The sequence below is a fragment of the Nocardioides sp. genome (genome assembly GCF_035547795.1).
GTDB lineage: Bacteria > Actinomycetota > Actinomycetes > Propionibacteriales > Nocardioidaceae > Nocardioides.
Map to the genome: position 1 here is coordinate 1 of NZ_DASZUF010000216.1, position 21,466 is coordinate 21,466.

Genomic DNA, 21,466 nt, shown 5'->3' on the forward strand with positions numbered 1-21,466 from the left:
GGCACCCGGCTGAGCGCGACCGGTCGGGTGCGGAACTGGGGCAACGCGGTGATCGGGGTGCGCAACGCCGTCGCGCCGCCGCTGGACATCGAGCGCGCCGACGGCCGGATCCGGAGTGACTTCGTCCTCGGCGCGGCGTACGAGGGGCCACCCGGACTGGTGCACGGTGGCGTGGCGGCACTCGTCCTTGACCAGGCCCTCGGCGAGGCGGCCGCAGCCGGCGGCCGGCCCGGGATGACCGGCACGCTCACGCTGCGCTATCGCGAGGCCACGCCGCTGGGCGCGCTGCGCGTCGAGGCCGAGATCGATCGGGTCGAGGGAGTCAAGACGTTCGCCCGCGGTCGACTGCTCGCCCGCCATGACGACGGCTCCGAGCCCACCGTCTGCGTCGAGGCGGAGGGCGTCTTCATCCTGCCGCGCTGGGCGCGTGGGCGCGCCGAGGACGCCGCCGCGACGGTGGACGCAATCTAGAACACGTTCTACACTCCAGACGCGCGCTCGTTCCTCGCGAGCTCCTCAGTGACCGGAAGGTTTCGGATGGACTCCCTGCGGCTCGGCACCCACAACGGCCATGTCATGGTGGCGGCGCTGCGGCGGCACCGCGACCGGCCCGTCCTCCACCTGGGCGAGACCACGCTCACCGGCGGCGAGGTGGCCGCGCGGATCAGCCAGTACGTGCAGGCGTTCGAGTCCCTCGGAGCAGGCTCCGACGTCGGCGCGGCGCTGCTGGCCCCCAACCGCCCGGAGGTGCTGTTCATCCTGGGCGCGGGGCAGACCCAGGGCTATCGCCGTACCTCCCTGCATCCGCTCGGCTCCGCCGACGACCAGGCCTACGTCATCGATGACGCCGGCATCAGCGTGCTCATCGTCGACCCGGTCTTCGCCGACCGCGCCGTCGAGTTGCTGGCCAGGTGCGATGGACTCAAGCAGGTGCTCACCATCGGCCCGGTGCCGGCGTCGCTGGAGGCGGTCGGCACCGACCTGGTCGCGGTCGCGGCGACGTTCGACGCGGTGCCGTTGCGGGCGCGGACGCTGCCGGCCGACCACGTCACCTCGATCACCTACACCGGTGGCACCACCGGCAAGCCGAAGGGCGTGATCGGGCTGGCGCAGTCGTTTGCCACCATGGCCCAGATCCAGATGGCGGAGTGGGAGTGGCCCGCCGAGCCCCGCTTCCTGATGTGTACGCCGCTCTCTCACGCCGGCGCGGCGTTCTTCGTGCCGGTGGTGCTGCGAGGCGGCACCCTGTTCGTCGCGCCGCGCTTCGACCCCGCCGACGTGCTGCGCACCATCGAGGAGCAGCGGATCGACTCGCTGATGGTGGTGCCGACGATGCTCTACGCCCTGCTCGACCACCCCGACTCACGCACCCGCGACCTGTCGTCGCTGGAAACGGTCTACTACGGCGCCGCCGCGATGAACCCGGTGCGGCTGGCCGAGGCGATCGAGCGGTTCGGGCCGATTTTCGCGCAGTACTACGGCCAGTCCGAGGCGCCGATGGTGATCAGCTACTTCCCCAAGGGCGAGCATGTGGACGCCGAGGGCCGGCCGCTGGCCGCCAGGCTGACCTCGTGCGGGCGTCCGTCGGCGTACCTGCGCACGGCGCTGCTCGACCCGGACGGCAACCCGGTGGCACCCGGCGACCCGGGGGAGATCTGCGTCGCCGGCCCGCTGCTCGCGGGCGGCTATCACCACCGGCCCGAGGAGACCACCGCGGCGTTCCGGGACGGCTGGCTGCACACCGGCGACGTGGCGCGCGAGGACGAGGACGGGTTCTGGTACATCGTCGACCGGACCAAGGACATGATCGTCTCGGGTGGCTTCAACGTCTTCCCCCGCGAGGTCGAGGACGTCGTCGCCACCCACCCCGCCGTCGCCCAGGTGGCAGTGATCGGCACGCCCGACGCGAAGTGGGGTGAGAGCGTCACCGCGCTGGTCGTGCCTCGCCCCGGCGCCTCGCTCGACGACGACGTGGTGACCGAGATCCAGGCGCTGGTCAAGGAGCGGAAGGGCTCGGTGCACGTGCCCAAGCGGGTGCTGGCCGTCGACGCCATCCCGATGACGGCACTGGGCAAGCCGGACAAGAAGGCGCTGCGGGCGGCGTACGGCGGTTAGCGGAAGGGTACGAGAGTGCCATGCCGCATCCGTTCCGTGTCTGGCTCGGTGCCGTGCTGGCCCTCGGCGCGGCGCTCGTCCTCCTCGGTGTGGCGCCGGCCAGCGCCGACGACGCGACCCCGACGAATCCCGGCGTGACCTGGACGCCCCCGCCCGAGCCGCAGCTCGAGCCCGTGCCCGCCACCGCGTGCCCGCCCCCGAAGCCCGGATCCTTCACCTGCCTCACCGAGGTCGAGGGCGGCGTCCCGGACGCGACGGCGACCTCCGTGGGCCGTGCGGACGCGGTCGCGACCAGCGACACCGCGGCGGCGCCGCCGCCGGACGCGGTGGTGCCGCAGGCCGTCACCAAGACCGGCGGCTACTCGCCGGCGGACCTGGCCAGCCTCTATCGCATCCCGGCGAGCGTCACCACCAACGCCACGGTCGGGATCGTCGACGTGGGCAGCGACCCCAACACCGCAGCCCAGCTCTCCTACTACCGCGCCTACTTCGGCCTGCCCGCCTGCACGAAGGCCAACGGCTGCTTCCGTGAGGTCGCGCAGAACGGCGGCGCCGCGCTCCCGGCCACCAACAGCAGCTGGACCACCGAGATCGCGATCGACGTCCAGGCCGTCTCCGCGGTATGCCCCAGCTGCCACATCCTGCTCGTCGACGCGAACTCCGCGAGCTCCTCGGACATGGGGGCCGCGGTGCAGACGGCGGTGCGGCTGGGCGCGACATATCTGTCCCTGTCCTTCGGGTCCCCGGACAGCACGCTCAACCAGACCCTCAACCTCACCTACTACAACGATCCCGGCGTCACCTACGTCGCGGCCAGTGGGGACAGTGGGTACGCCGGCGGCACGATCTTCCCCTCCACGGCCTCGAACGTGGTCGCCGCTGGTGGCACCAGCGTCAGGCTGGTCAACGGTGTGTGGCAGCAGAGCGCCTGGTCGGGCGCCGGCTCGGGCTGCTCCTCGACCGGACTGCTCACCGGCTTGGTGACCAGCCTGGTGCAGAGCCTGCTGAGCGGGTCCTTCTGTCCGACGGGCCGGGCGGTCGCGGACATCTCCGCGCTGGCCGACCCGACCACCGGCATCATGTTCTATCGCGCCGGGCAGTGGTGGTACGGCGGCGGCACGTCGCTGGCCGCGCCGATCATCGCCGCGCTCTACGCCCTGGCGGGCAACCACACCGACCCGCTGGCCATCTACCAGAACGTCTCCGCCCGGCCCTCGTCGTTCGTCGACGTCACGTCCGGACAGACCGGCACCTGCGGCACCGCGCTGTGCGCCGCCCGGGCGGGATGGGACGGCCCGACGGGCGTGGGCACGCCCGCCGGCCTGGCCGGCCTCGCCGCCACCGGCGCCGCGACGCTGCCCCTGGCCGCGCCCACGACCGCCGGCACGCTGAGCCGCACCGGGCGCTATCCGGCGCGGCTGCACTACCAGTTGGTCGACGCGACCACGGGCGCCGCGGTGCCGGGCGCACCGGTACTCGTGCAGGTGGACACCGGCGGGGGCTTCGAGGTGCTGGGCTCCGCCCGGACGGGCGCCGACGGCTCCCTCGCCTACGACGTCCGGCCGAGGGGCGCGGCGTCGTACCGCGTCGTCTACAGCGGCGACGCGACCCATGCGGCCAGCACCTCGCCGGCGGTCGCGGTGCGCGTCTTCCCGCTGCAGGTCACCCTGCGACGCACCGCTCGTGGGCTGCGCGCCAGGGCCGTGACGCCCTGGGACAGCCCGGCCTCGCACGTTTCGCTCAAGCTCCAGCGCCACCGTGGCGGTGGGTGGCACACCGTCAAGCGCCTGACCACGTCGGGCCTGGGCAAGGTATCCGTGCGGATCCACCCGAGGGCTGCCGGCACGTATCGGGTGTCCTATGGCGGCGGCCAGTGGCAGTCCGGCCACAGCAGGACCGTCCGGGCCGGACGCTAGCTGCCGGTGAACGTGGGCCGGCGCTTCTCGGTGAAGGCGCGCGGGCCTTCCTTGGCGTCGGCGGAGGCGAACACCGCCGCGCCGACCCGCGCGTCGTCGGCCCAGCAGTCGTTCTCGTGCTTGCCCTCCGAGGACCGCATGGTGTGCAGGATGGCCTGGACTGCGAGCGGTCCGTTGGCGGCGATCAGGTCGGCCAGCTCGTGTGCCTTGGCCAGCGCCTGCCCGTCGGGTACGACGTGACCGATCAGCCCGAGCTCCTTCGCCTCGGCGGCCGTGACGTGACGGCCGGTGAGGAGCAGCTCCGCGGCGACCGTGTACGGGATCTGCCGCGGGAGCCGGACCGCCGAGCCGCCCATCGGGTAGAGCCCCCAGCGCGCCTCCGACACGCCGAAGCGGGCCGACTCGCCGGCGACCCTGATGTCGGTGCCCTGCAGGATCTCGGTCCCGCCCGCGATCGCCGGCCCCTCGACCGCGGCGATGAGCGGCTTGGTCAGCCGGAAGCCCTTGAGCAGGCTCTTGATCACCGACGGGTCGAACTCCCCGGAGTCGAAGGTCTCGTTCGGCGGCCTGCTGTTCATGCTCTTCAGGTCGGCGCCGGCGCAGAAGTAGCCGCCCGCGCCGGTGAGGATGCAGACCCGGATCTCGGGGTCGGCGTTGACCCGGTCCCAGGCCTGCTCCATGATCGCGAGCATCTCGCCGGAGAGCGCGTTGCGCGCCTGCGGCCGGTTCATCGTCACCACCAGCGTGTGGCCGTCCTGCTCGACCAGGGCGTGCGGAGCGTCGACTGTCTCGGTCATGGCCAGAGCCTAGTCAAAAACAAGAACGTGTTCTAGTCTCGCGGATGTGGCCCTGAACATCGCCGATCTCTTCGAGCACGCCGTCGACGCGGCCCCGGCCAAGCCTGCGCTGCAGGTGGGCGATCGGGTGGTGACCTACGCCGAGCTGGAGCGCGAGTCCAACCGGCTGGCGCACCACCTCGCCGCTCGGGGCATCGGGACCGGTGATCACGTCGGGCTGTATGCGAAGAACAGCGTCGAGCACGTCGTCGCGCTGATCGCCATCTTCAAGGTGCGGGCCGTCGCGATCAACGTCAACTACCGCTACGTGGCCGGCGAGCTGGAGTACCTCTTCGACAACGCCGACCTCGTCGGCCTGGTGCACGACCGCGTCTACGCCCCGTTGGTGGCCGAGGTCGCGTCGCGTTTCCCCGGGCTGCGGTCGATCGTCGCCGTACCGAACCCGATGGACGAGGAGACCGAGGAGCAGGCCCGCCTGATCAAGGGGTACGGCGGCATCCTGCTCGCCGACGCGGTCGCCGAGCAGAGCGACGCGCGCGACTTCGGCCCGCGCTCGGCCGACGACATCCACATCATCTACACCGGCGGCACCACCGGCTTCCCCAAGGGTGTGATGTGGCGGCACGAGGACTTCTGGCGGGTGCTCGGCGGCGGCATCGACTTCATGACCGGCGAGCCACTGGGGGAGTTCGACCAGTCCGAGCAAGCGAAGCTGGACGGTCGGCTGATCACGCTGCCGCTCAGCCCGCTGATGCACGGGGGCGCCCAGGCGAGCCTGCTGATGCACCTGTTCGGCGGACACGTCACGATCCTGGAGCCGAAGTTCGACCCGGTCCGCACCTGGGAGATCGTCGACGCGAACAAGGTGCAGTTGCTGTTCATGACCGGCGACGCGATGGCGCGCCCGCTGATCGAGGCCTACGAGGCCGGCGACTTCGACGGCAGCAGCCTGTTCGCGATCGCCTCCAGTGCCGCGATCTTCTCCAAGTCGGTCAAGGAGCGCTGGATGGCGCGCTTCCCCAACGCCGTCTTCACCGACTCGGTCGGCTCCACCGAGACCGGCTTCCAGGGCACCGGCCTGCAGGACGCCGGCGCGCTGTCCACCGACGGGCCGGTGGTCTCGCTGGGTCCGCACACCGCGATCATCGCCGACGACGGCACCGTGCTGGACCCAGCCACCGACATCGGCCGGATCGGGCGGACCGCGCGCGGCGGCCATGTGCCGGTGGGCTATTACAAGGACCCGGTGAAGTCGGCGGCCACGTTCATCGACATCGACGGCAGGCGCTACGCCGTACCCGGCGACTATGCGCGCATCGAGGAGGGCAACCGGATCACCCTGCTCGGCCGCGGCTCGAACTGCATCAACACCGGCGGGGAGAAGGTCTACCCCGAGGAGGTCGAGCAGGCGATCAAGGCCCACCCCGACGTGTACGACGTCCTCGTCGTCGGCGTGCCCGACGAGCGGTACGGCGAAACCGTCGCGGCCGTGGTCCAGCCCCGCGACGGCGTGAGCGTCGAGCTGGAGGAGTTGCGGGCGTTCCTGCGGGCACATCTGTCGGGCTACAAGCTGCCCCGGGTGCTGACCCTGGTCGAGGAGGTGCCGCGCAACGCGGCCGGGAAGGCGCAGTACCCGGCGGCCAAGGAGATCGCCCTGGCGGCGGTGGGGGTGAGCGCGTGAGGACCGAGCTGTGCGAGGTGTTCGGGATCGAGTACCCGATCTTCGCCTTCACCCCCTCCGAGCACGTGGCGGCCGCGGTCTCGCGTGCCGGTGGCCTCGGCGTACTCGGCTGTGTGCGGTTCAACGACGCCGACGAGCTCGACGCCACCCTGGCGTGGCTGGACGAGAACACCGACGGCCGGCCGTACGGCGTCGACGTGGTGATGCCGATGAAGATCCCCACTGAGGGCAGCGCCGTCGACCTCAACGCGATGATCCCGCCCGAGCACCTCTCCTTCGTGGAGCGCACCCTCCAGCGGCTCGGCATCCCGCCGCTGCCCGAGGGCGAGGGTCGCGACGGCGTCCTGGGCTGGCTGCACTCGGTCGCCCGCTCGCACGTCGATGTGGCTCTGGCGCACCGGCCGGTGCTGATCGCCAACGCGCTCGGCTCGCCGCCGGTCGACGTGATCGAGAAGGCGCATGCGCGCGGGGTGAAGGTGGCCGCGCTGGCCGGTGCCGCGAAGCACGCGCTCTCGCACGTGCGCAACGGCGTGGACATCATCGTCGCCCAGGGCTACGAGGCGGGCGGTCACACCGGCGAGGTCGCCTCGATGGTGCTGACCCCCGACATCGTCGACGCGGTCGGCCCCGACGTACCCGTCCTCGGGGCCGGCGGCATCGGCTCCGGTCGGCAGATCGCGGCCTCGCTCGCACTCGGCTCCCAGGGGGTGTGGACCGGCTCGATCTGGCTGGGCACCCAGGAGTACCAGCGGCTTAACAGCCACGCCGGCTGGGTCGAGGCGTTCACCCGCGCGACCTCCTCCGACACGGTGCGGGCCCGGATCTACACCGGCAAGCCGGCACGGCTGCTGAAGTCGAAGTGGACCGAGGCCTGGGCCGCCCCGGACGCCCCCGAGCCGCTGCCGATGCCGCTGCAGAACCTGCTGGTCGCCGACGCCCACAACCGGATCAACGCCGCCGGCGACCCCGACGTGGTCTCGATGCCGGTCGGCCAGATCGTGGGCCGGATGAACGAGGTCCGCCCCGTCGCCGACGTGATGGCCACCCTCCTCAGCGAGTACGACGAGGCCGTCAAGCGCCTCGAGTCCCTCCGCTGACGCCGAGAGGTCACTTTCGGCGGGTCGAGGGGTCACTTTCGGTGGGTCGAGAGGTCACTTTCGGCGGGTCGAGGGGTCAGTTTCGGCCGCTTCAGGGGTCCGACTCGCGGACGGTGGCCACTCGAGGTGCCAGAAGTGACCTCTCAACGGGCCAAAAGTGACCTCTCGACGGGCCAAAGGTGACCTCTCGACGGGCCAAAGGTGACCTCTCAACGTGTGGGGCGGGCCAGGGCGTGGCCCAGGGTGAGGGCCTGCTCGGTGGCGCCGCCGTGGGCGAACTCGAAGCGCTTGGCGGCGGTGAAGTAGCGGTGGGTGACACCGTCGAGGTCGATGCCGACGCCGCCGTGGACGTGGACGGCGGTGTGGGCGAGCCGGTGGCCGGCGTCGGCGGCCCACAGCTTCGCGGTGGCGACCTCCATCTCGGCCGGCAGTCCCTCGGCGAGCCGCCACACCGCCTGCCACAGCGTCAGCCGGGCGCACAGCGCATCGATGTAGCCGTCGGCGAGCCGCTGGGAGACCGCCTGGAACGACCCGATCGGCCGGTCGAACTGCTCCCGCGTCCGGGCGTAGCCGGCGGTCTCGGCCAGCGCGCCCTCGATCACACCGAACTGCTCCGCGCAGGCGCAGGCGGTGGCCACCAGCGCGAGCCGAGCCGCCGCGTCGTCGTCCCCGACCCGCGACGCCCTGGCGCCGTCGAGGGTGAGGCGGGCGGTGGTGTCGCCGTCGATGACCCGCTGCTCCTCGACGAGTACGCCGTCGCCGGGCTCGACCAGGAACGCCCCGGCCCCGCTCCCGGTCGAGGCCGTCACCACGAACGCCTGCGCCAGCGTCCCGGCCCGCACCTGCGTCTTGGCGCCGGCCAGCACCCAGCCGTCGTCGGCCCGGGAGGCGATGGTCGCGGGGGCGGTCGGCACCGCGGCGTGATCCTCGGCCAGCGCCACGGTCAGCATCGCGGACCCGTCCGCCGCGCCCGGCAGCCACGTCGCCTGCTGCGACGCCGACCCCAGCTCGGCCAGGAGGACGCCGGCGGCGCCGTGGGTGGCCAGCGGAGCGGGCGCGACGCTCCGGCCGACCTCGACGAGCACCCGGGCCAGCTCGATCAGCCCGAGCCCGGCCCCGCCGTACTCGCTCGGGAGATGCAGCCCGAGCAGGCCCGCCTCACCGAGCGTGCGCCACAGCGAAGCGTCGAAGCGCATGCCGCCTGCCTCGGTGGCCCGCTGTCGCTCCGGGGTGACCTCGGCCTCGAGGATCTTGGCGGTCAGCGCCGCGGCCTCGTCCTGCTCGGGGGTGAAGGTGAAGTCCATGACCTGCTCCTATCGACGAGCGGCGGGCAGGCCGAGGCCGACCATGCCGATGATGTCGCGCTGGATCTCGTTGGTGCCGCCGCCGAACGTCATCACCAGCGACGAGCGGGCGTAGCGCTCCAGCCGCCCGGCGAGCGCCGTCGCCGGTCCGGAGCCGGCGATCGCATTCGGTCCGACGATCTCCATCAGAGTGCGGTAGATCTCGGTGTTGAGCTCGGAGCCGAAGACCTTGGTCGCCGACGCGTCGGCGGGCGACATCGTGTCGATCTCGGCGGCGAGCTTCCAGTTGATCAGGGTGAGCGCCTCGACCCGGGCATGCGCCCGGCCGAGCAGCAGCTGCACCCACTCCTGGTCGATCACCCGCGTCCCGTCCGGGCGTCTGGTCTCCGCCGCCCACGAGCGCACCAGCTCCAGCGAGTGCGCCGTCGCGGCCGAGGAGGTGAGCGCGACCCGCTCGCGGTTGAGCTGGTTGGTCATCAGCCGCCAGCCGCCACCGCGCTCGCCGACCAGGTTGGCGGCCGGCACCCGGACGTCGGCGTAGTAGGTGGCCGAGGTGCCGACGCCGGCGACGGTGTGCACCGGCGTGTAGGAGAAACCCGCGGCCGAGGTCGGCACCAGGATCATCGACAACCCCTGGTGCCGTGGTCGATCGGGCTCAGTGCGGCAGGCCAGCCAGATCCAGTCGGCGTACTGGATCAGCGAGGTCCACATCTTCTGCCCGTTGATCACCCACTCGTCGCCCTCGAGTACGGCGCGGGTGCGCAGCGAGGCCAGGTCCGTCCCGGAGCCGGGCTCGGAGTAGCCGACGGAGAAGTGCAGCTCACCGCGCAGGATGCGGGGAAGGAAGTAGTCCTTCTGCTCCGCGCTGCCGTACTGCATGATCGTCGGCCCGATCGTGTTGAGCGTCAGGTAGGGGATCGGCACGCCGGCCACCGCCGCCACGTCGGTGAAGATCAGCTGCTCGATCATCGAGCGGTCCTGGCCGCCGTACTCCCTCGGCCAGCCGATGCCCAGCCAGCCGTCCTCGCCGATCTGGCGGATCACGTCGCGGTAGACGCTGCTCTCGCCGTACTCGGCGGAACCGGGCTGACCGAACTCGCCGGTGGCCGCCGACAGGGCGGCGCGTCGCTGTGGCGTCACCAGCTCGTTGAAGTAGGCGCGGAGGTCCTCGCGCAGTCGCTCCTGCTCGGGTGTCAACGCGATCCGCATGTGATAAAACTAGAACATGTTCTCGTTTGCGTCCATGACCAGCACGAGGAGGGACGAGGGATGAGCACGACTGCAACCGGTGCCCGCGCGCTGGACCGGGGCCTGACTCCGGAGCGCTATGCGCGCGGCTGGCACTGCCTCGGTCTGGCCGAGTCGTTCGCCGACGGTAAGCCGCACGCCGTCGACACGTTCGGGACCAAGCTGGTGGTCTGGCGCAACTCCCAGGGGGAGTACGGCGTCCTCGACGGCTACTGCCGGCACATGGGCGGCGACCTGACGCAGGGCGAGATCAAGGGCGACGAGGTCGCCTGCCCGTTCCACGACTGGCGCTGGGGCGCCGACGGTCGCTGCAAGCAGATCCCCTACGCGCGGCGGGTGCCGCTGCGGGCCCGCACGGTGCGTTACGAGACCGCCGTGCGCAACGGCCAGCTGCTGATCTGGCACGACCCCGAGGGCTCGCCGGCCCAGCCCGACCTACTGCCGCCGGAGCTGCCAGGCGTGGGCACCGACGAGTACACCGACTGGTTCTGGGAGACGGTGCCGATCGAGGGCTCGCACTGCCGCGAGCTGATCGACAACGTCGTCGACATGGCGCACTTCTACTACGTGCACTTCGCCTTCCCGACCAGCTTCCGCAACGTCTTCGAGGGCGCCCGGGCCACGCAGTTCATGGAGAGCACGGGCCGGCCGGACAAGACCGAGGGGTATGGCGCCGGGTCCGCTGATGGCGACCTGGTGCTGAAGTCCGAGGCGACGTACTACGGACCGGCGTACATGATCAACTGGCTGGAGGTGGACTACAGGGGCTTCGTCACCGAGGTCATCCTGATCAACTGCCACCTGCCCACCGGCCCGGACTCGTTCACGCTGCACTACGGGATCACTGTCAAGAAGCCCGCCGGCCTGGACGACAAGACCACGCAGTACATCGCGAAGAAGTACGCCGAGATGTTCGGCACCGGGTTCCTCCAGGACGTGCACATCTGGCAGAACAAGGCGCCGGTGCAGAACCCGCTGCTGTGCGAGGAGGACGGCCCGGTCTACCAGCTGCGCCGCTGGTACGAGCAGTTCTACGTCGACGTCGCCGACATCCAGCCCGACATGGTCGCCCGCTTCGAGTTCGAGGTCGACACCACCAAGGCCAACGAGTTCTGGCACGAGGAGGTCGCGGAGAACCTGCGCCGCAAGGCCGATCTGGAGGGGGCCGGCCACTGATGGCCTCCTTCCAGCCGACCAGTCCCGACACCCTGGCCGACCAGGAGCTCTACACCCGCGCCTGGCTGACCGAGGTGTCCTGCCTGGACTGCCTGGCCCGGGTGGGTGTGCAGAAGAACAGCGAGCACCACACTTCGATCCAGTGGAACGCCGAGGCGCTGGCAGCCTGCCCGCAGATGCGCCGCAGCCCGCGCGCCCTGCACGAGGGCTGTCCGCGGCTGCGCGCCTCGATCGACGCTGCAGTGCGCGACGGGGCGGTGCCGATCGGAGCGGGCGATGGCTGCTGAGGAGGGGCCGCTGGAGCTGAGCGTGCTCGACGTGATCCGCGAGACCGAGGACGCCTGCTCGGTGGTGTTCGACTCGCGGCTCGACTTCCGGCCCGGGCAGTTCCTCACCCTGGCGGTGCCCAGCGACCGCACCGGGCTGGTGGCGCGCTGCTACTCGCTGTGCAGCGTGCCGGGGGAGCCACTGACCGTCACGGTGAAGCGCACCGCCCACGGCTACGCCTCCAACTGGATCAACGACCGCCTGCGGCCCGGCGACCGACTGCGGGTGCTGGAGCCCTCGGGCATCTTCTCGCCGGCCTCCCTCGACGCCGACCTGCTGCTGTTCGCCGGTGGTAGCGGCATCACGCCGGTCATGTCGATCGCCCGCTCGGTGCTGGAGCGCGGCACGGGCCGGATCGTGCTGCTCTACGCCAACCGCGACGAGCGTTCGGTGATCTTCGCCGGGCGCTGGGCCGCGCTGGCCGCCGAGCATCCCGACCGGCTGCAAGTGGTGCACTGGCTGGAGAGCGTCCAGGGGTTGCCGACGCAGGAGCAGTTGCGCGCCTTCGCCGCGCCGTACGCCGACCGCGAGGCGTTCGTCTGCGGTCCGGCACCGTTCATGACGCTGGTGACCGGGGCGCTGCGCGACCTGGGCCTCCCGCGATCGCGGCGGCACCAGGAGAAGTTCGTCTCGTTGGGCGGCAACCCCTTCGGCGGCGATGTCGCCGAGATCGAGGAGACAGCCGAGGAGCTGGCCGAGGCCGAGTCGGAGCCCTCGGTGGTCGCACCCGTCCATGTGGAGATGGAGCTCGACGGTACGACGCATGCCTTCGACGACTGGGACCCGGGTACGACGCTGCTGGAGCACCTGGAGTCCAAGGGCGTCCGGGCGCCGTACTCCTGCCGGGAGGGGGAGTGCTCCGCCTGCGCCTTCCGGCTGCTCGAGGGCGAGGTCAAGATGCTCAAGAACGACGTGTTGGAGCCGGAGGATCTCGAGGACGGCATCCGACTCGGCTGCCAGTCGCTGCCGGTCACGGACACGGTGCGGGGTACGTACAGCTGACCGAGCGGGGTGCGGGGCGGCGGTGCGCGGGCGGCGGTGTGCGGACCTGGTGGCGGCTGGTGGGCGCATGGGGATTGGGGGCGCACTCGTGGCCCTATGCCTACGCGGTTACGCGCCGTTGTCCCCACGCGGCGGCGTCGGTCTCCGTCGGCATGTCCAGTCGGCATGTCCAGTCGGCATGTCCAGCCGGCATCTCCAGCCGGCATGCCCAGCCGGCATGCTCAGCCGAGCGCCAGCCGGGCAGCGACCAGCAGCATGGTCGCGGCGATCACCACGTCGAGCAGCCGCCAGGCGGCCGGACGGCTGAGCAGCGGAGCGAGCAGGCGGGCGCCGAAGCCGAGGCTGGTGAACCAGGCGACGCTGGCGCAGCCGGCGCCGAGCGCGAACCACCACCGACCGTCGATGCCGGCCGCGCCGCTGCCGTCGTGGGCGGTGGCGATCGAGCCGAGCAGCAGCACGGTGTCGAGATAGACATGCGGATTGAGCCAGGTCAGTGCCATGGTCTTGCCGAGTACGACCGCCCGTGACTCGCCGGTTCCCGGGACGCCGGCGGCAGGGGCGTCGAGAGTCTCGGGGTGCAGGGCACTGCGCAGCGAGCCGACGGCGTACCAGGTCAGGAAGGCGACGCCCAGCCACCGCACCGTGTCGAGCACCCAGCCGGCCTGGTCGACGAGCGTGCCGACCCCGCTGACGCCGGCGGCGATCAGGGCCAGGTCGGAGATCGCGCAGACCGCGACCACCGGGCCGATGTGCGAGCGCAGCAGACCCTGACGCAGGACATAGGTGTTCTGCGCGCCGATCGCGACGATGAGGGACAGGCCTGTCAGCAGGCCGGCGAGGGCGGGGTCGAGCACGCCGCGACCCTAAGGTGCTCGACCAGATGAAGGCCAACGAATGTTTCTTCAGCCTGTGAAGTGATGCTTCACTGAGCCATGCGCTTCGACCCCGCCCAGCTGGAGACACTGGTGACGATCACCGAGGAGGGCACGTTCGAGGCCGCGGCGCGGCGACTGCACCTGACGCCGAGCGCCGTCAGCCAGCGGATCCGCGCGCTGGAGCGGACCGCCGGACAGGTGCTGGTCCGCCGCGCCACGCCGTCGGTGGCGACGCCGGCGGGCGAGCCGCTGGTCCGCCTCGGCCGCCAGATGCGGCTGCTCGCCGCCGAGGCCGCGGCCGCGCTCGGGGCGGCCGAGGTCGTCGAGCTGGCGGTCGCGGTCAACGCCGACTCCCTCGCCACCTGGTTCCGCCCGGTCCTGGACGCGGTGGCGGCGCGGCCGAGCACGGCGCTGCGCCTCCACGTCGAGGACCAGGTCTACTCCCACGACCTGCTGCGCCGTGGCGAGGTGCTCGCCGCAGTCAGCAGCGAGGCCGAGCCGGTCCAGGGCTGTGCCGTCGAGCCGCTGGGTGGGCTCCGCTACACGCCCGCCGCGACGCCTGCGCTGGTCGAGCGGCACCGCCGCGGCCGCGGCGTGGACTGGTCGGCGCTGCCGATGGTCGTCTTCAACGAGAAGGACCACCTGCAAGACGATCTCCTCGCCGCCCATGGGGCCGCCCGGCCGCCGGTCGTCCACCGGGTGCCGAGCACGGCCGACTTCCATCAGGCGGTACGGCGTGGGCTCGGCTGGGGGATGCTGCTCGACGAGCAGCTGGAGCCGGACCTGGCGGAGGGGCGCGTCGTGCGGATGCCCGGGGCGCGGCCGGTGGTGGTGCGGCTGTTCTGGCACCGGTGGCGGTTGGACAGCACCGCGCTGGACGGGCTGTCGGCCGACGTCCGCGCCGCGGCCGGCGCCCTGGCGCAAATCTAGAACACGTTCTACTGTGGCCTCATGCGGTTCACGTACGCCGAGGCGATGACGCAGGCGTCCTACTACGCGCCCCTGGCGCAGGCGGCGGAGTCGGCCGGCTACACCAGCATGACGGTGGCCGACAGCCTCATCTACCCGCGGGAGTCGGACTCGACCTACCCCTACACCGAGACCGGGGAGCGGGAGTTCCTGCAGGGCAAGGAGTTCATCGAGGCGATGATCCTGTGCGCGCACCTGTTCGCGGTGACGAGCACGCTGCGGCTGACGCCGTTCGTGCTCAAGCTGCCGGTCCGGCCGCCGGTGCTGGTCGCCAAGCAGGCCTCCTCCCTGGCCTGGCTGTCGGGCAACCGGCTCGGCCTCGGCGTCGGGCTGAGTCCGTGGCCGGAGGACTTCCGCGCGCTCGGCGTGCCGTGGCAGCGCCGCGGGAAGCGGATGGACGAGTGCATGGAGATCCTGCGTGGGCTCACCGACCCCGGCGGCGACTTCTTCGAGTACCACGGCGAGTGCTACGACGTCGAGCCGCTGCAGCAGTGCCCGGCGCCGACCCGGCGCATCCCGCTGCTGGTCGGCGGCCACAGTGACGCCGCGCTGCGTCGCGCCGTACGCCTCGGGGACGGCTGGATGCATGCCGGCGGGGACGGTGACGAGCTCGACCGGCTGCTCGGTCGGCTCGCCGACATCCGCAAGCAGGAGGGCGACGAGCGGGACGACTTCGAGGTCCACGTCATCTCCTACGACGCCTACACGCCCGACGGGGTGAAGCGGCTGGAGGACAAGGGCGTCACCGACTGCATCGTCGGCTTCCGGGTGCCCTACGTCGTCGGGCCCGACACCGAGCCGTTGGAGCGGAAGATCCAGCACCTGGAGCGCTACGCCGAGAGCGTGATCTCCCGATGCTGACGCGGCCGCTGCAGGAGGCCGTCGCCGAGGCGGAGCGGCTGATCGAGCAGGCGCCGTTCATCCGGACGGAGCAGGACCTGCTGGAGGGCTACGAGTACCTCGCCGGGCGGATCCGGATGGCGATGCAGACCGCGTTCGACTACGACCTGGAGCAGCCGCTGTTCGTCAATCCGACCCACCAGTTCTCCCGGCAGGGTCTGGACAACCCGGACGCGATCTACTTCCACGCCTACCTGCGTGAGGGCGTGGAGTACGTCGTGCGCGGTCGCCGCGGCACCTCCGCGGACCTCTCCTTCCAGGTGATGGGCGGCGCCTACACCGCCGACTCGACGGCGACCAGCATGCTCGCCTTCGACGACCGGGAGCTCGCGGTGGGCGCCGACGGCCGCTTCGAGTTCCACTATGCCGCCGAGCCGGGCGCGAAGACGATGATCGTGCGCGAGGTGTTCAACGACTGGGACCGCGAGGAGCGCGGGGTGCTCACCATCGAGCGCCCGGACACGCTGGGCCGGCCGCGGCGACCGCTGACCCGCGGGCTGCTGGAGAAGAGATACGACGTGGCCGCCCGCTCGCTGGTCGGCTCCATCCGGACCTGGTTGGCCTTCCCGCACTTCTTCCAGTACAAGGAGCCGCCGAACACGCTCACCGCCCCGGCGGCGACGCCGGGCGGCCTGGCGTCACAGTTCTCCTCGATCGGCCACTACGAGCTCGACGAGGACGAGGCGCTGGTGGTGACGGTTCCGCGCTGGGACGCCTGCGCCTACCAGGCGATCCAGATCGGCTCGGACTGGTACGCCTCCACCGACTACGAGACCCACCAGACCTCGCTGACCAAGGCCCAGGCCGTCACCGACGCCGACGGCATGATGCGGTTCGTCATCGCCGAGTCGCTGCCCCGTCCGACCGCGAACTGGCTGGAGACCACCGGCCACCGCACCGGTCCGATCATGCTGCGCTGGCAACGGCTGGAGAAGGAGCCCGACGTCGCACCGACGGTGGAGCGGGTGAAGGCGTCCACGGTGGACTTCCCGCCGCTGACCGAGGAGGAGTACGCCGCCCGGATCACCGCCCGACAGCGGGCCGTCGCCCGCAGGATGCTGTCGTGAGCCTGCTGACCGGCAAGGTGGTCGTGCTCTCCGGTGTCGGACCCGGGCTCGGCCGAGCGTTGGGGGAGCAGGCCGCGCTGCTGGGCGCCGACCTGGTGCTGGCCAGCCGCACCGAGCGCCGGCTGGAGAAGATGGCGGCCGTGGTGCGCGAGCACGGCCGGCGGGCTCTCGTCGTACCCACCGACATCACCGACGAGGAGTCCCGGCAGCGTCTGGTCGAGGCGGCGCTGGCGGAGTTCGGCCAGGTCGACAGCCTGGTCAACAACGCGTTCGGGATCCCGCCGATGGACCCGATCACCACGGTCGGGCTCGATGCGCTGCGTGCCGCGCAGGAGACCAACGTGCTGGCGCCGCTGCGACTCTCGGCCCTCTTCGCCGACGCACTGGCGCACGCGCGCGGCTCGATCGTGATGGTCAACTCCTGCGTGCTCTACCAGAGCCAGCCCGAGTTCGCCGGCTACAAGCTCTCCAAGGGCGCGCTCGCCCACCTGGCCAGCAGCCTGGCCACCGAGCTCGGACCGCGTGGCATCCGCGTCAACAGCGTGGCGCCGTCCTACATCGACGAGGACGTCAACCGGGCCTACTTCGACCAGATCGCGACCGAGACCGGGCGCACCCGCGAGGAGGTGTACGCCGAGAAGGCCGCGCCGACCGACCTGAAGCGGCTGGCCACGCCCGAGGAGGTCGCCCGAGCCGCGCTCTTCCTGGCCAGCGACCTGGCCTCGGCGATCACCGGCCAGATGCTCAATGTCGACTGTGGTGAGTTCCATGCGTGAGCGCGGCGACGTCGGGTCCCTCGAGGACATCCAGGCAGCGGCGAGCCGCACGACCGGTCTCACCGACTTCGGCGACCCGGCCTACGAGGAGGGCCTGCGGATCCTGGTCGAGGACCTGGCCTCGCCCGAGGCCGGCCTGACCCCGCGGGGCAACTACTTCCACCGAGCGCAGGTCAAGAGCGCGCTGGTCGGCCGGCTGCTGAGCCAGGCGCGGTTCGCGGAGTACCCGCAGCACCGCGAGGTGCCGATCGAGCGGCCGATCTTCGTCACCGGGCTGCCGCGCACCGGGACCACGGCCCTGCACCGGCTGCTGTGCGCCGACCCGGGTCATCAAGGTCTGGAGGCCTGGCTGACGGAGTACCCGCAGCCGCGGCCGCCCCGGTCCACCTGGGAGGGCGACCCGATCTTCGCCGCGCTCCAGGACGCCTATCGGCAGCACCATGTCGCCAACCCGGAGTTCATGGGCATCCACTACCTCGACGCCACCTCGGTGGAGGAGTGCTGGCGGCTGCTGCGGCAGAGCGGGAAGTCGGTCGGCTTCGAGTCGCTGGCGAACGTCCCACGCTACTCCGCCTGGCTGGCCGGCCAGGACTGGACCGACGCCTACACCCGGCACCGGGCCAACCTGCAGCTGATCGGCCTGCACGACCGGGACCGGCGCTGGGTGCTCAAGAACCCCTCGCACCTGGTCGCGCTGGACGCGCTGATGCGGACCTATCCCGACGCGCTGGTGGTGGTCTGCCACCGCGACCCGGTGGTGGCGATCGCCTCGGCCTGCTCGCTGTCGGCCGAGGCCACGGTCGGTACGTCGACCACCTTCACCGGCGCGACCATCGGCGCCACCCAGCTGGCGATGCTGAGCCGGTCGTGGCGGCGGTTCGCCGAGGCTCGGGCGTCGTACGACCCGGCGCAGTTCGTGGACGTCGACTACCGCGCCTTCGTCACCGACCCGGTCGGCACTGTCGGCGGCATCTACGACGCCTTCGGCCTCGCCTGGAGCCGGCAGGCGCAGGCCGAGGTGCGCCGCATCGACGCCGAGTCGCGCACCGGGGCGGCCCGGCCGGCACACCGATACGCGCTGGCCGACTACGGCCTGACCGAGGCGGACGTCACGGCGGCGTTCGGGGAAGCGTTAACACGGGCGTAACACGGCACGCCAGCCGGCGAAACATCTTCCCGGGAACGTCGGCCCGTGCCTGCCGCTCCACTCCCGCTCGTGATCGACGCCGGTGACACGGCCTGGCTGCTCGCCGCGGCGGCGCTGGTGCTGCTGATGGTCCCCGGCCTGGCGTTGTTCTACGGCGGGATGGTGCGCTCCAAGAGCGTGCTGAACATGATGATGATGACGTTCTCCGCACTGGGCGTGATCACGATCGTGTGGGTGGTGGTCGGCTACGGGCTGGCCTTCGGCGACGACGCCGGGGGCGGGCTGATCGGCGTACCGGGACGGCTGATCGGCCTGCAGGCACTCGTCTCCGGCCACGGCGGCTGGCTGCACGTGCCGGTGATCCTGTTCGCCTGCTTCCAGGGCCTGTTCGCGGTCGTCACCGGGGCGCTGGTCGCCGGCTCGATCGCCGACCGGGCCCGGTTCGGCGCCTGGGTGGTCTTCATCGCCGCCTGGACGGTGCTGGTCTACGCGCCGATCGCGCACTGGGTCTTCGACTCCTCGCACCCGGGTCACGCCGGCGGCTGGCTGGTCAACCGGCTGCATCTGGTCGACTTCGCCGGCGGTACCGCGGTGGAGGTCTGCTCCGGCGCCTCCGGGCTCGCGCTGGCGCTCGTGCTCGGCCGCCGGATCGGCTTCGGGGTGGACGCGATGCGGCCGCACAACCTGACCCTGGTGATGCTCGGCGCGGGCCTGCTGTGGGTGGGCTGGTTCGGGTTCAACGCCGGCTCCGCGCTCGGTGCCGACCAGGCCGCCGCCGACGTCTTCACCACGACCCTGGTCGCCGGCGCGACAGGTGCGGGCGGCTGGCTCGCGGTCGAGCGGCTGCGCGACGGCCATGCCACCTCGCTCGGCGCCGCATCCGGGATGGTGGCCGGCCTGGTCGCCATCACGCCCAGCTGCGGCGCAGTGACCCCGCTGGGCGCGCTCGTGCTCGGCCTGGTCGCGGGCGTCGTCTGTGCGGTCGCGATCGGGCTCAAGTACCGCTGGTCCTACGACGACTCGCTCGACGTGGTCGGCGTCCACCTGGTCGGCGGGCTGGTGGGGACGCTCGGCATCGGCCTGCTTGCCAGCAGCGCCGCGCCGGCGCACGTCTCCGGCCTCCTGTACGGCGGCGGAGCCACCCAGCTCGGCCGCCAGGCGGTGGGCTGCCTCGCGGTGCTGGCCTATGCGTTCGTGGTCTCGTGGGTGCTCGGCACGGCGATCGACCGGCTGATGGGCTTCCGGATCGACGAGGAGCACGAGGTCACCGGCATCGACCTGGTGCTGCACGCCGAGTCCGCCTACGACCTGCACGCGTCCTCCGGCACGCGGCACGGCGCGCTGCCGGGCTCGTTCCTGCCACGATGACCGGCTCAGCGAGCGTCCGGGAGCGCACCCACCTGCGCCGGTGAGCCGCGGAACGTCGAGGCCAGCAGCTCCTGCTGCACCCGGGCGCCGCGCTCCTCGAGCCGGCGACGGCCGCCGGGCAGAGCGCCGAGCAGCCGATAGCGGACGGTGTTGCCGGCGAACGCGAGCGCGAACGCCCACGGCACCCGGGCGGGCAGGCCGAGGTCGCGCATGCCCCGGACGCCGACGAAGGCGGTCAGCATGCTCAGCACCCGCGCCCGCGCGTAGCGCTGGTGCAGCCGCTCGAGCACCGGGCTGGCGTGGCCGAAGCTCCGCTCCACCTGGGCGTCCACCGATGCCCGGGCCAGGTCGCGGCCGGCCTGCGTCTGGGCGCCGGCGGCCACCAGGACGTGGTAGTTGATCCGGGTGCGCTCCCGCTCGTCGTCGGTGAGGAAGTCGGCGTGCACGCCCAGCAGCCAGCCGAGGTAGCGCCACAGGTGCATGAGGTCGTCGCGCTGCTGTCGGGACAGGGGTACGCCGAGGGCGCGGCAGCCGATGATCACCGTCGCGTCGAACAGGCCCAGGGTGCCGGCCTGGTCGGCCTGGTTGATCGGCAGCCCGAAGCGGTCGCGGTCCCAGCGGCGCTCGAAGCGGGAGTTGACCAGGGCGTGCATCGCCCGCACGTGCACGGTCAGCCGCCAGCCCTCCGCGCCGGGGCGCATTCCGCCGGGCTGGCTGACCGCGAGCGTCCACGCCTGCGTCTCGGCCAGCCGGCGCAGCGTGTTCGCGCCGCCGAGGCCGCCGGTCAGCACCAGCAGGTCGGCCGGACCGCCGAACCGGTAGCCGCCGATGAGGGAGAGCTGCAGGAGTACGTCGTGGGCGCTCCGGCCCAGATAGCGGTAGGTCGCCGCGCCGCGCTCGACCCGATCCCAGTCCACCCAGTCGGGCACCTGCCGCACCTCGTCCAGGAACGCCGTGAGGGTGGGCGGCAGCGCGGCGGTGCGGTGCGGGCTGGCGAGCGCGGCCGCCAGTTGGGCGTGGCTCACCCGGTCGGGGTCGCTGGGCGGCAGCCGCATCGCCTCGGCCAGCCGGGCGCCGAGCTCGTCGCGCTCCAGCAGCGCGGCCCCGATCCGCTGCATGAGGGCCTCGTCGAGCTCGCGGTCGATGCCGCTGGCGACCAGCAGCGGGCGCCCGATGCGCCGGCCACGGGCCTCGGCCTGGCGGAAGCGGGCCGGATGCGCCGGTCGGGTGGTCGTCGTACTCATGTCATCAGTAGTAACGCGAATGATTGCTCGCATACAATTCGCATATGCGGAAGAACCCTCGCCAGGAGCGCTCGCGGCAGATGGTCGAGCGGATCGTCGCCGCGGGTCGGACGGTGCTGGTGCGTGACGGGCATGCCCGGTTCGCGACGAACCGGGTGGCGGAGGTGGCCGGCATCAGCCCAGGGTCGCTCTACCAGTACTTCCGGGACAAGGACGAGCTGCTCGGCGTGATCCTGGACCGCTACTGGGACGAAGTGGCCGAGCGGGTGACCGCGTCGTTGGCGGACCGGTTCGGGGACCCGCCGGACCGGATGATCCCCAACACCGTGGAGGCGCTGCTGGTCGCGCTGGAGCAGGACTCGCAACTGCTTCGCGTGGCGGTCGAGGAGATGCCGCAGGCCCGCATGCACGACCGGCGGCAGCAGTTGCAGCGCCGGATCCGGGACCTGGCCACCGC

Annotated in this window: 20 protein-coding genes; 15 read left to right on the forward strand and 5 right to left on the reverse strand. The window is 71.8% G+C overall.

Annotated elements, in window-relative coordinates; genetic code table 11:
* From VHA72_RS15980 to VHA72_RS15990, 3 genes are all read left to right on the forward strand, one after another.
* A partial coding sequence (locus VHA72_RS15980; protein ID WP_325576994.1) for a PaaI family thioesterase occupies positions 1-471 on the forward strand: 471 nt, incomplete at its 5' end.
* A gap of 66 nt (positions 472-537) precedes the next feature.
* Positions 538-2,115, forward strand: a complete 1,578-nt coding sequence (fadD8, locus tag VHA72_RS15985) for a fatty-acid--CoA ligase FadD8 (RefSeq protein ID WP_325576996.1) — start codon at positions 538-540, stop codon at positions 2,113-2,115.
* A gap of 20 nt (positions 2,116-2,135) precedes the next feature.
* Positions 2,136-4,031: a S53 family peptidase gene (locus VHA72_RS15990; RefSeq protein WP_325576998.1), complete on the forward strand. Its 1,896-nt coding sequence runs from the start codon at positions 2,136-2,138 to the stop codon at positions 4,029-4,031.
* On the opposite strand, the gene VHA72_RS15995 is transcribed toward VHA72_RS15990, so the two are convergent.
* Positions 4,028-4,828 carry a crotonase/enoyl-CoA hydratase family protein gene (locus tag VHA72_RS15995; RefSeq protein WP_325577000.1) on the reverse strand — a complete coding sequence of 267 codons (801 nt, stop codon included), beginning with the start codon at positions 4,826-4,828 and terminating at the stop codon, positions 4,028-4,030. The genes VHA72_RS15990 and VHA72_RS15995 overlap by 4 nt on opposite strands.
* Before the next feature lie 46 nt (positions 4,829-4,874).
* On the opposite strand from VHA72_RS15995, the gene VHA72_RS16000 reads away from it, so the two are divergent.
* Both VHA72_RS16000 and VHA72_RS16005 read left to right on the forward strand, forming a co-directional pair.
* Positions 4,875-6,509 carry an acyl-CoA synthetase gene (locus tag VHA72_RS16000; RefSeq protein ID WP_325577002.1) on the forward strand — a complete coding sequence of 545 codons (1,635 nt, stop codon included), beginning with the start codon at positions 4,875-4,877 and terminating at the stop codon, positions 6,507-6,509.
* Positions 6,506-7,606, forward strand: a complete 1,101-nt coding sequence (locus tag VHA72_RS16005) for an NAD(P)H-dependent flavin oxidoreductase (RefSeq protein ID WP_325577004.1) — start codon at positions 6,506-6,508, stop codon at positions 7,604-7,606. Before VHA72_RS16000 ends, VHA72_RS16005 begins: the two co-directional genes overlap by 4 nt.
* 209 nt (positions 7,607-7,815) lie before the next feature.
* On the opposite strand, the gene VHA72_RS16010 is transcribed toward VHA72_RS16005, so the two are convergent.
* Positions 7,816-8,910 carry an acyl-CoA dehydrogenase family protein gene (locus tag VHA72_RS16010; RefSeq protein WP_325577006.1) on the reverse strand — a complete coding sequence of 365 codons (1,095 nt, stop codon included), beginning with the start codon at positions 8,908-8,910 and terminating at the stop codon, positions 7,816-7,818.
* Positions 8,911-8,919: 9 nt separating this feature from the next.
* The gene (locus VHA72_RS16015; RefSeq protein ID WP_325577008.1) at positions 8,920-10,119 is read right to left on the reverse strand and encodes an acyl-CoA dehydrogenase family protein; all 1,200 of its coding nucleotides are present in this window, start codon (positions 10,117-10,119) and stop codon (positions 8,920-8,922) included.
* 60 nt (positions 10,120-10,179) lie between these two features.
* Here VHA72_RS16015 and VHA72_RS16020 point away from each other — a divergent pair, with 60 nt between their 5' ends.
* From VHA72_RS16020 to VHA72_RS16030, 3 genes are read left to right on the forward strand one after another with little or no spacing between them, the layout of a single operon-like run.
* Positions 10,180-11,334, forward strand: a complete 1,155-nt coding sequence (locus tag VHA72_RS16020) for a 3-ketosteroid-9-alpha-monooxygenase, oxygenase component (RefSeq protein WP_325577010.1) — start codon at positions 10,180-10,182, stop codon at positions 11,332-11,334.
* Entirely contained in the window at positions 11,334-11,621 is a 288-nt protein-coding gene (locus tag VHA72_RS16025; RefSeq protein ID WP_325577012.1) for a hypothetical protein, read from the forward strand. The genes VHA72_RS16020 and VHA72_RS16025 overlap by 1 nt, the downstream gene beginning before the upstream one ends.
* Positions 11,611-12,663 carry a 2Fe-2S iron-sulfur cluster-binding protein gene (locus VHA72_RS16030; protein ID WP_325577013.1) on the forward strand — a complete coding sequence of 351 codons (1,053 nt, stop codon included), beginning with the start codon at positions 11,611-11,613 and terminating at the stop codon, positions 12,661-12,663. The genes VHA72_RS16025 and VHA72_RS16030 overlap by 11 nt, the downstream gene beginning before the upstream one ends.
* A gap of 221 nt (positions 12,664-12,884) precedes the next feature.
* Here the strand turns inward: VHA72_RS16030 and VHA72_RS16035 are convergent, their stop codons facing one another.
* Complete coding sequence (locus VHA72_RS16035; RefSeq protein ID WP_325577015.1) at positions 12,885-13,517, reverse strand: LysE/ArgO family amino acid transporter; 633 nt, start codon at positions 13,515-13,517, stop codon at positions 12,885-12,887.
* A gap of 78 nt (positions 13,518-13,595) precedes the next feature.
* On the opposite strand from VHA72_RS16035, the gene VHA72_RS16040 reads away from it, so the two are divergent.
* From VHA72_RS16040 to VHA72_RS16065, 6 genes are read left to right on the forward strand one after another with little or no spacing between them, the layout of a single operon-like run.
* Entirely contained in the window at positions 13,596-14,468 is an 873-nt protein-coding gene (locus VHA72_RS16040; RefSeq protein ID WP_325577017.1) for an ArgP/LysG family DNA-binding transcriptional regulator, read from the forward strand.
* Positions 14,469-14,489: 21 nt separating this feature from the next.
* Positions 14,490-15,368: a TIGR03619 family F420-dependent LLM class oxidoreductase gene (locus tag VHA72_RS16045; protein ID WP_325577019.1), complete on the forward strand. Its 879-nt coding sequence runs from the start codon at positions 14,490-14,492 to the stop codon at positions 15,366-15,368.
* The gene (locus tag VHA72_RS16050) at positions 15,362-16,474 is read left to right on the forward strand and encodes a hypothetical protein (RefSeq protein WP_325577021.1); all 1,113 of its coding nucleotides are present in this window, start codon (positions 15,362-15,364) and stop codon (positions 16,472-16,474) included. The genes VHA72_RS16045 and VHA72_RS16050 overlap by 7 nt, the downstream gene beginning before the upstream one ends.
* Positions 16,471-17,250 (forward strand): SDR family oxidoreductase, encoded by a 780-nt coding sequence (locus VHA72_RS16055; RefSeq protein ID WP_325577023.1) that lies wholly within the window; start codon positions 16,471-16,473, stop codon positions 17,248-17,250. Before VHA72_RS16050 ends, VHA72_RS16055 begins: the two co-directional genes overlap by 4 nt.
* Positions 17,243-18,397 (forward strand): sulfotransferase family protein, encoded by a 1,155-nt coding sequence (locus tag VHA72_RS16060; RefSeq protein ID WP_325577025.1) that lies wholly within the window; start codon positions 17,243-17,245, stop codon positions 18,395-18,397. The genes VHA72_RS16055 and VHA72_RS16060 overlap by 8 nt, the downstream gene beginning before the upstream one ends.
* Before the next feature lie 45 nt (positions 18,398-18,442).
* A complete protein-coding gene (locus VHA72_RS16065; protein WP_325577027.1) occupies positions 18,443-19,765 on the forward strand; it encodes an ammonium transporter in 1,323 nt (440 codons plus the stop codon).
* A 5-nt stretch (positions 19,766-19,770) separates the two neighbouring features.
* Here the strand turns inward: VHA72_RS16065 and VHA72_RS16070 are convergent, their stop codons facing one another.
* Complete coding sequence (locus tag VHA72_RS16070; protein WP_325577029.1) at positions 19,771-21,009, reverse strand: oxygenase MpaB family protein; 1,239 nt, start codon at positions 21,007-21,009, stop codon at positions 19,771-19,773.
* A 44-nt stretch (positions 21,010-21,053) separates the two neighbouring features.
* Between VHA72_RS16070 and VHA72_RS16075 the strand changes: the two genes are divergently transcribed.
* A partial coding sequence (locus VHA72_RS16075; protein ID WP_325577031.1) for a TetR/AcrR family transcriptional regulator occupies positions 21,054-21,466 on the forward strand: 413 nt, incomplete at its 3' end.

Coding starts and splice junctions, on each gene's coding strand:
- VHA72_RS16020 (WP_325577010.1), top strand. CDS start 10,180: ATGAGCACGACTGCAACCGGTGCCCGCGCGCTGGACCGGGGCCTGACT.
- VHA72_RS16025 (WP_325577012.1), top strand. CDS start 11,334: ATGGCCTCCTTCCAGCCGACCAGTCCCGACACCCTGGCCGACCAGGAG.
- VHA72_RS16070 (WP_325577029.1), bottom strand. CDS start 21,009: ATGAGTACGACGACCACCCGACCGGCGCATCCGGCCCGCTTCCGCCAG.
- VHA72_RS16030 (WP_325577013.1), top strand. CDS start 11,611: ATGGCTGCTGAGGAGGGGCCGCTGGAGCTGAGCGTGCTCGACGTGATC.
- fadD8 (WP_325576996.1), top strand. CDS start 538: ATGGACTCCCTGCGGCTCGGCACCCACAACGGCCATGTCATGGTGGCG.
- VHA72_RS16015 (WP_325577008.1), bottom strand. CDS start 10,119: ATGCGGATCGCGTTGACACCCGAGCAGGAGCGACTGCGCGAGGACCTC.
- VHA72_RS16040 (WP_325577017.1), top strand. CDS start 13,596: ATGCGCTTCGACCCCGCCCAGCTGGAGACACTGGTGACGATCACCGAG.
- VHA72_RS16060 (WP_325577025.1), top strand. CDS start 17,243: ATGCGTGAGCGCGGCGACGTCGGGTCCCTCGAGGACATCCAGGCAGCG.
- VHA72_RS16045 (WP_325577019.1), top strand. CDS start 14,490: ATGCGGTTCACGTACGCCGAGGCGATGACGCAGGCGTCCTACTACGCG.
- VHA72_RS16010 (WP_325577006.1), bottom strand. CDS start 8,910: ATGGACTTCACCTTCACCCCCGAGCAGGACGAGGCCGCGGCGCTGACC.
- VHA72_RS15990 (WP_325576998.1), top strand. CDS start 2,136: ATGCCGCATCCGTTCCGTGTCTGGCTCGGTGCCGTGCTGGCCCTCGGC.
- VHA72_RS16050 (WP_325577021.1), top strand. CDS start 15,362: ATGCTGACGCGGCCGCTGCAGGAGGCCGTCGCCGAGGCGGAGCGGCTG.
- VHA72_RS15995 (WP_325577000.1), bottom strand. CDS start 4,828: ATGACCGAGACAGTCGACGCTCCGCACGCCCTGGTCGAGCAGGACGGC.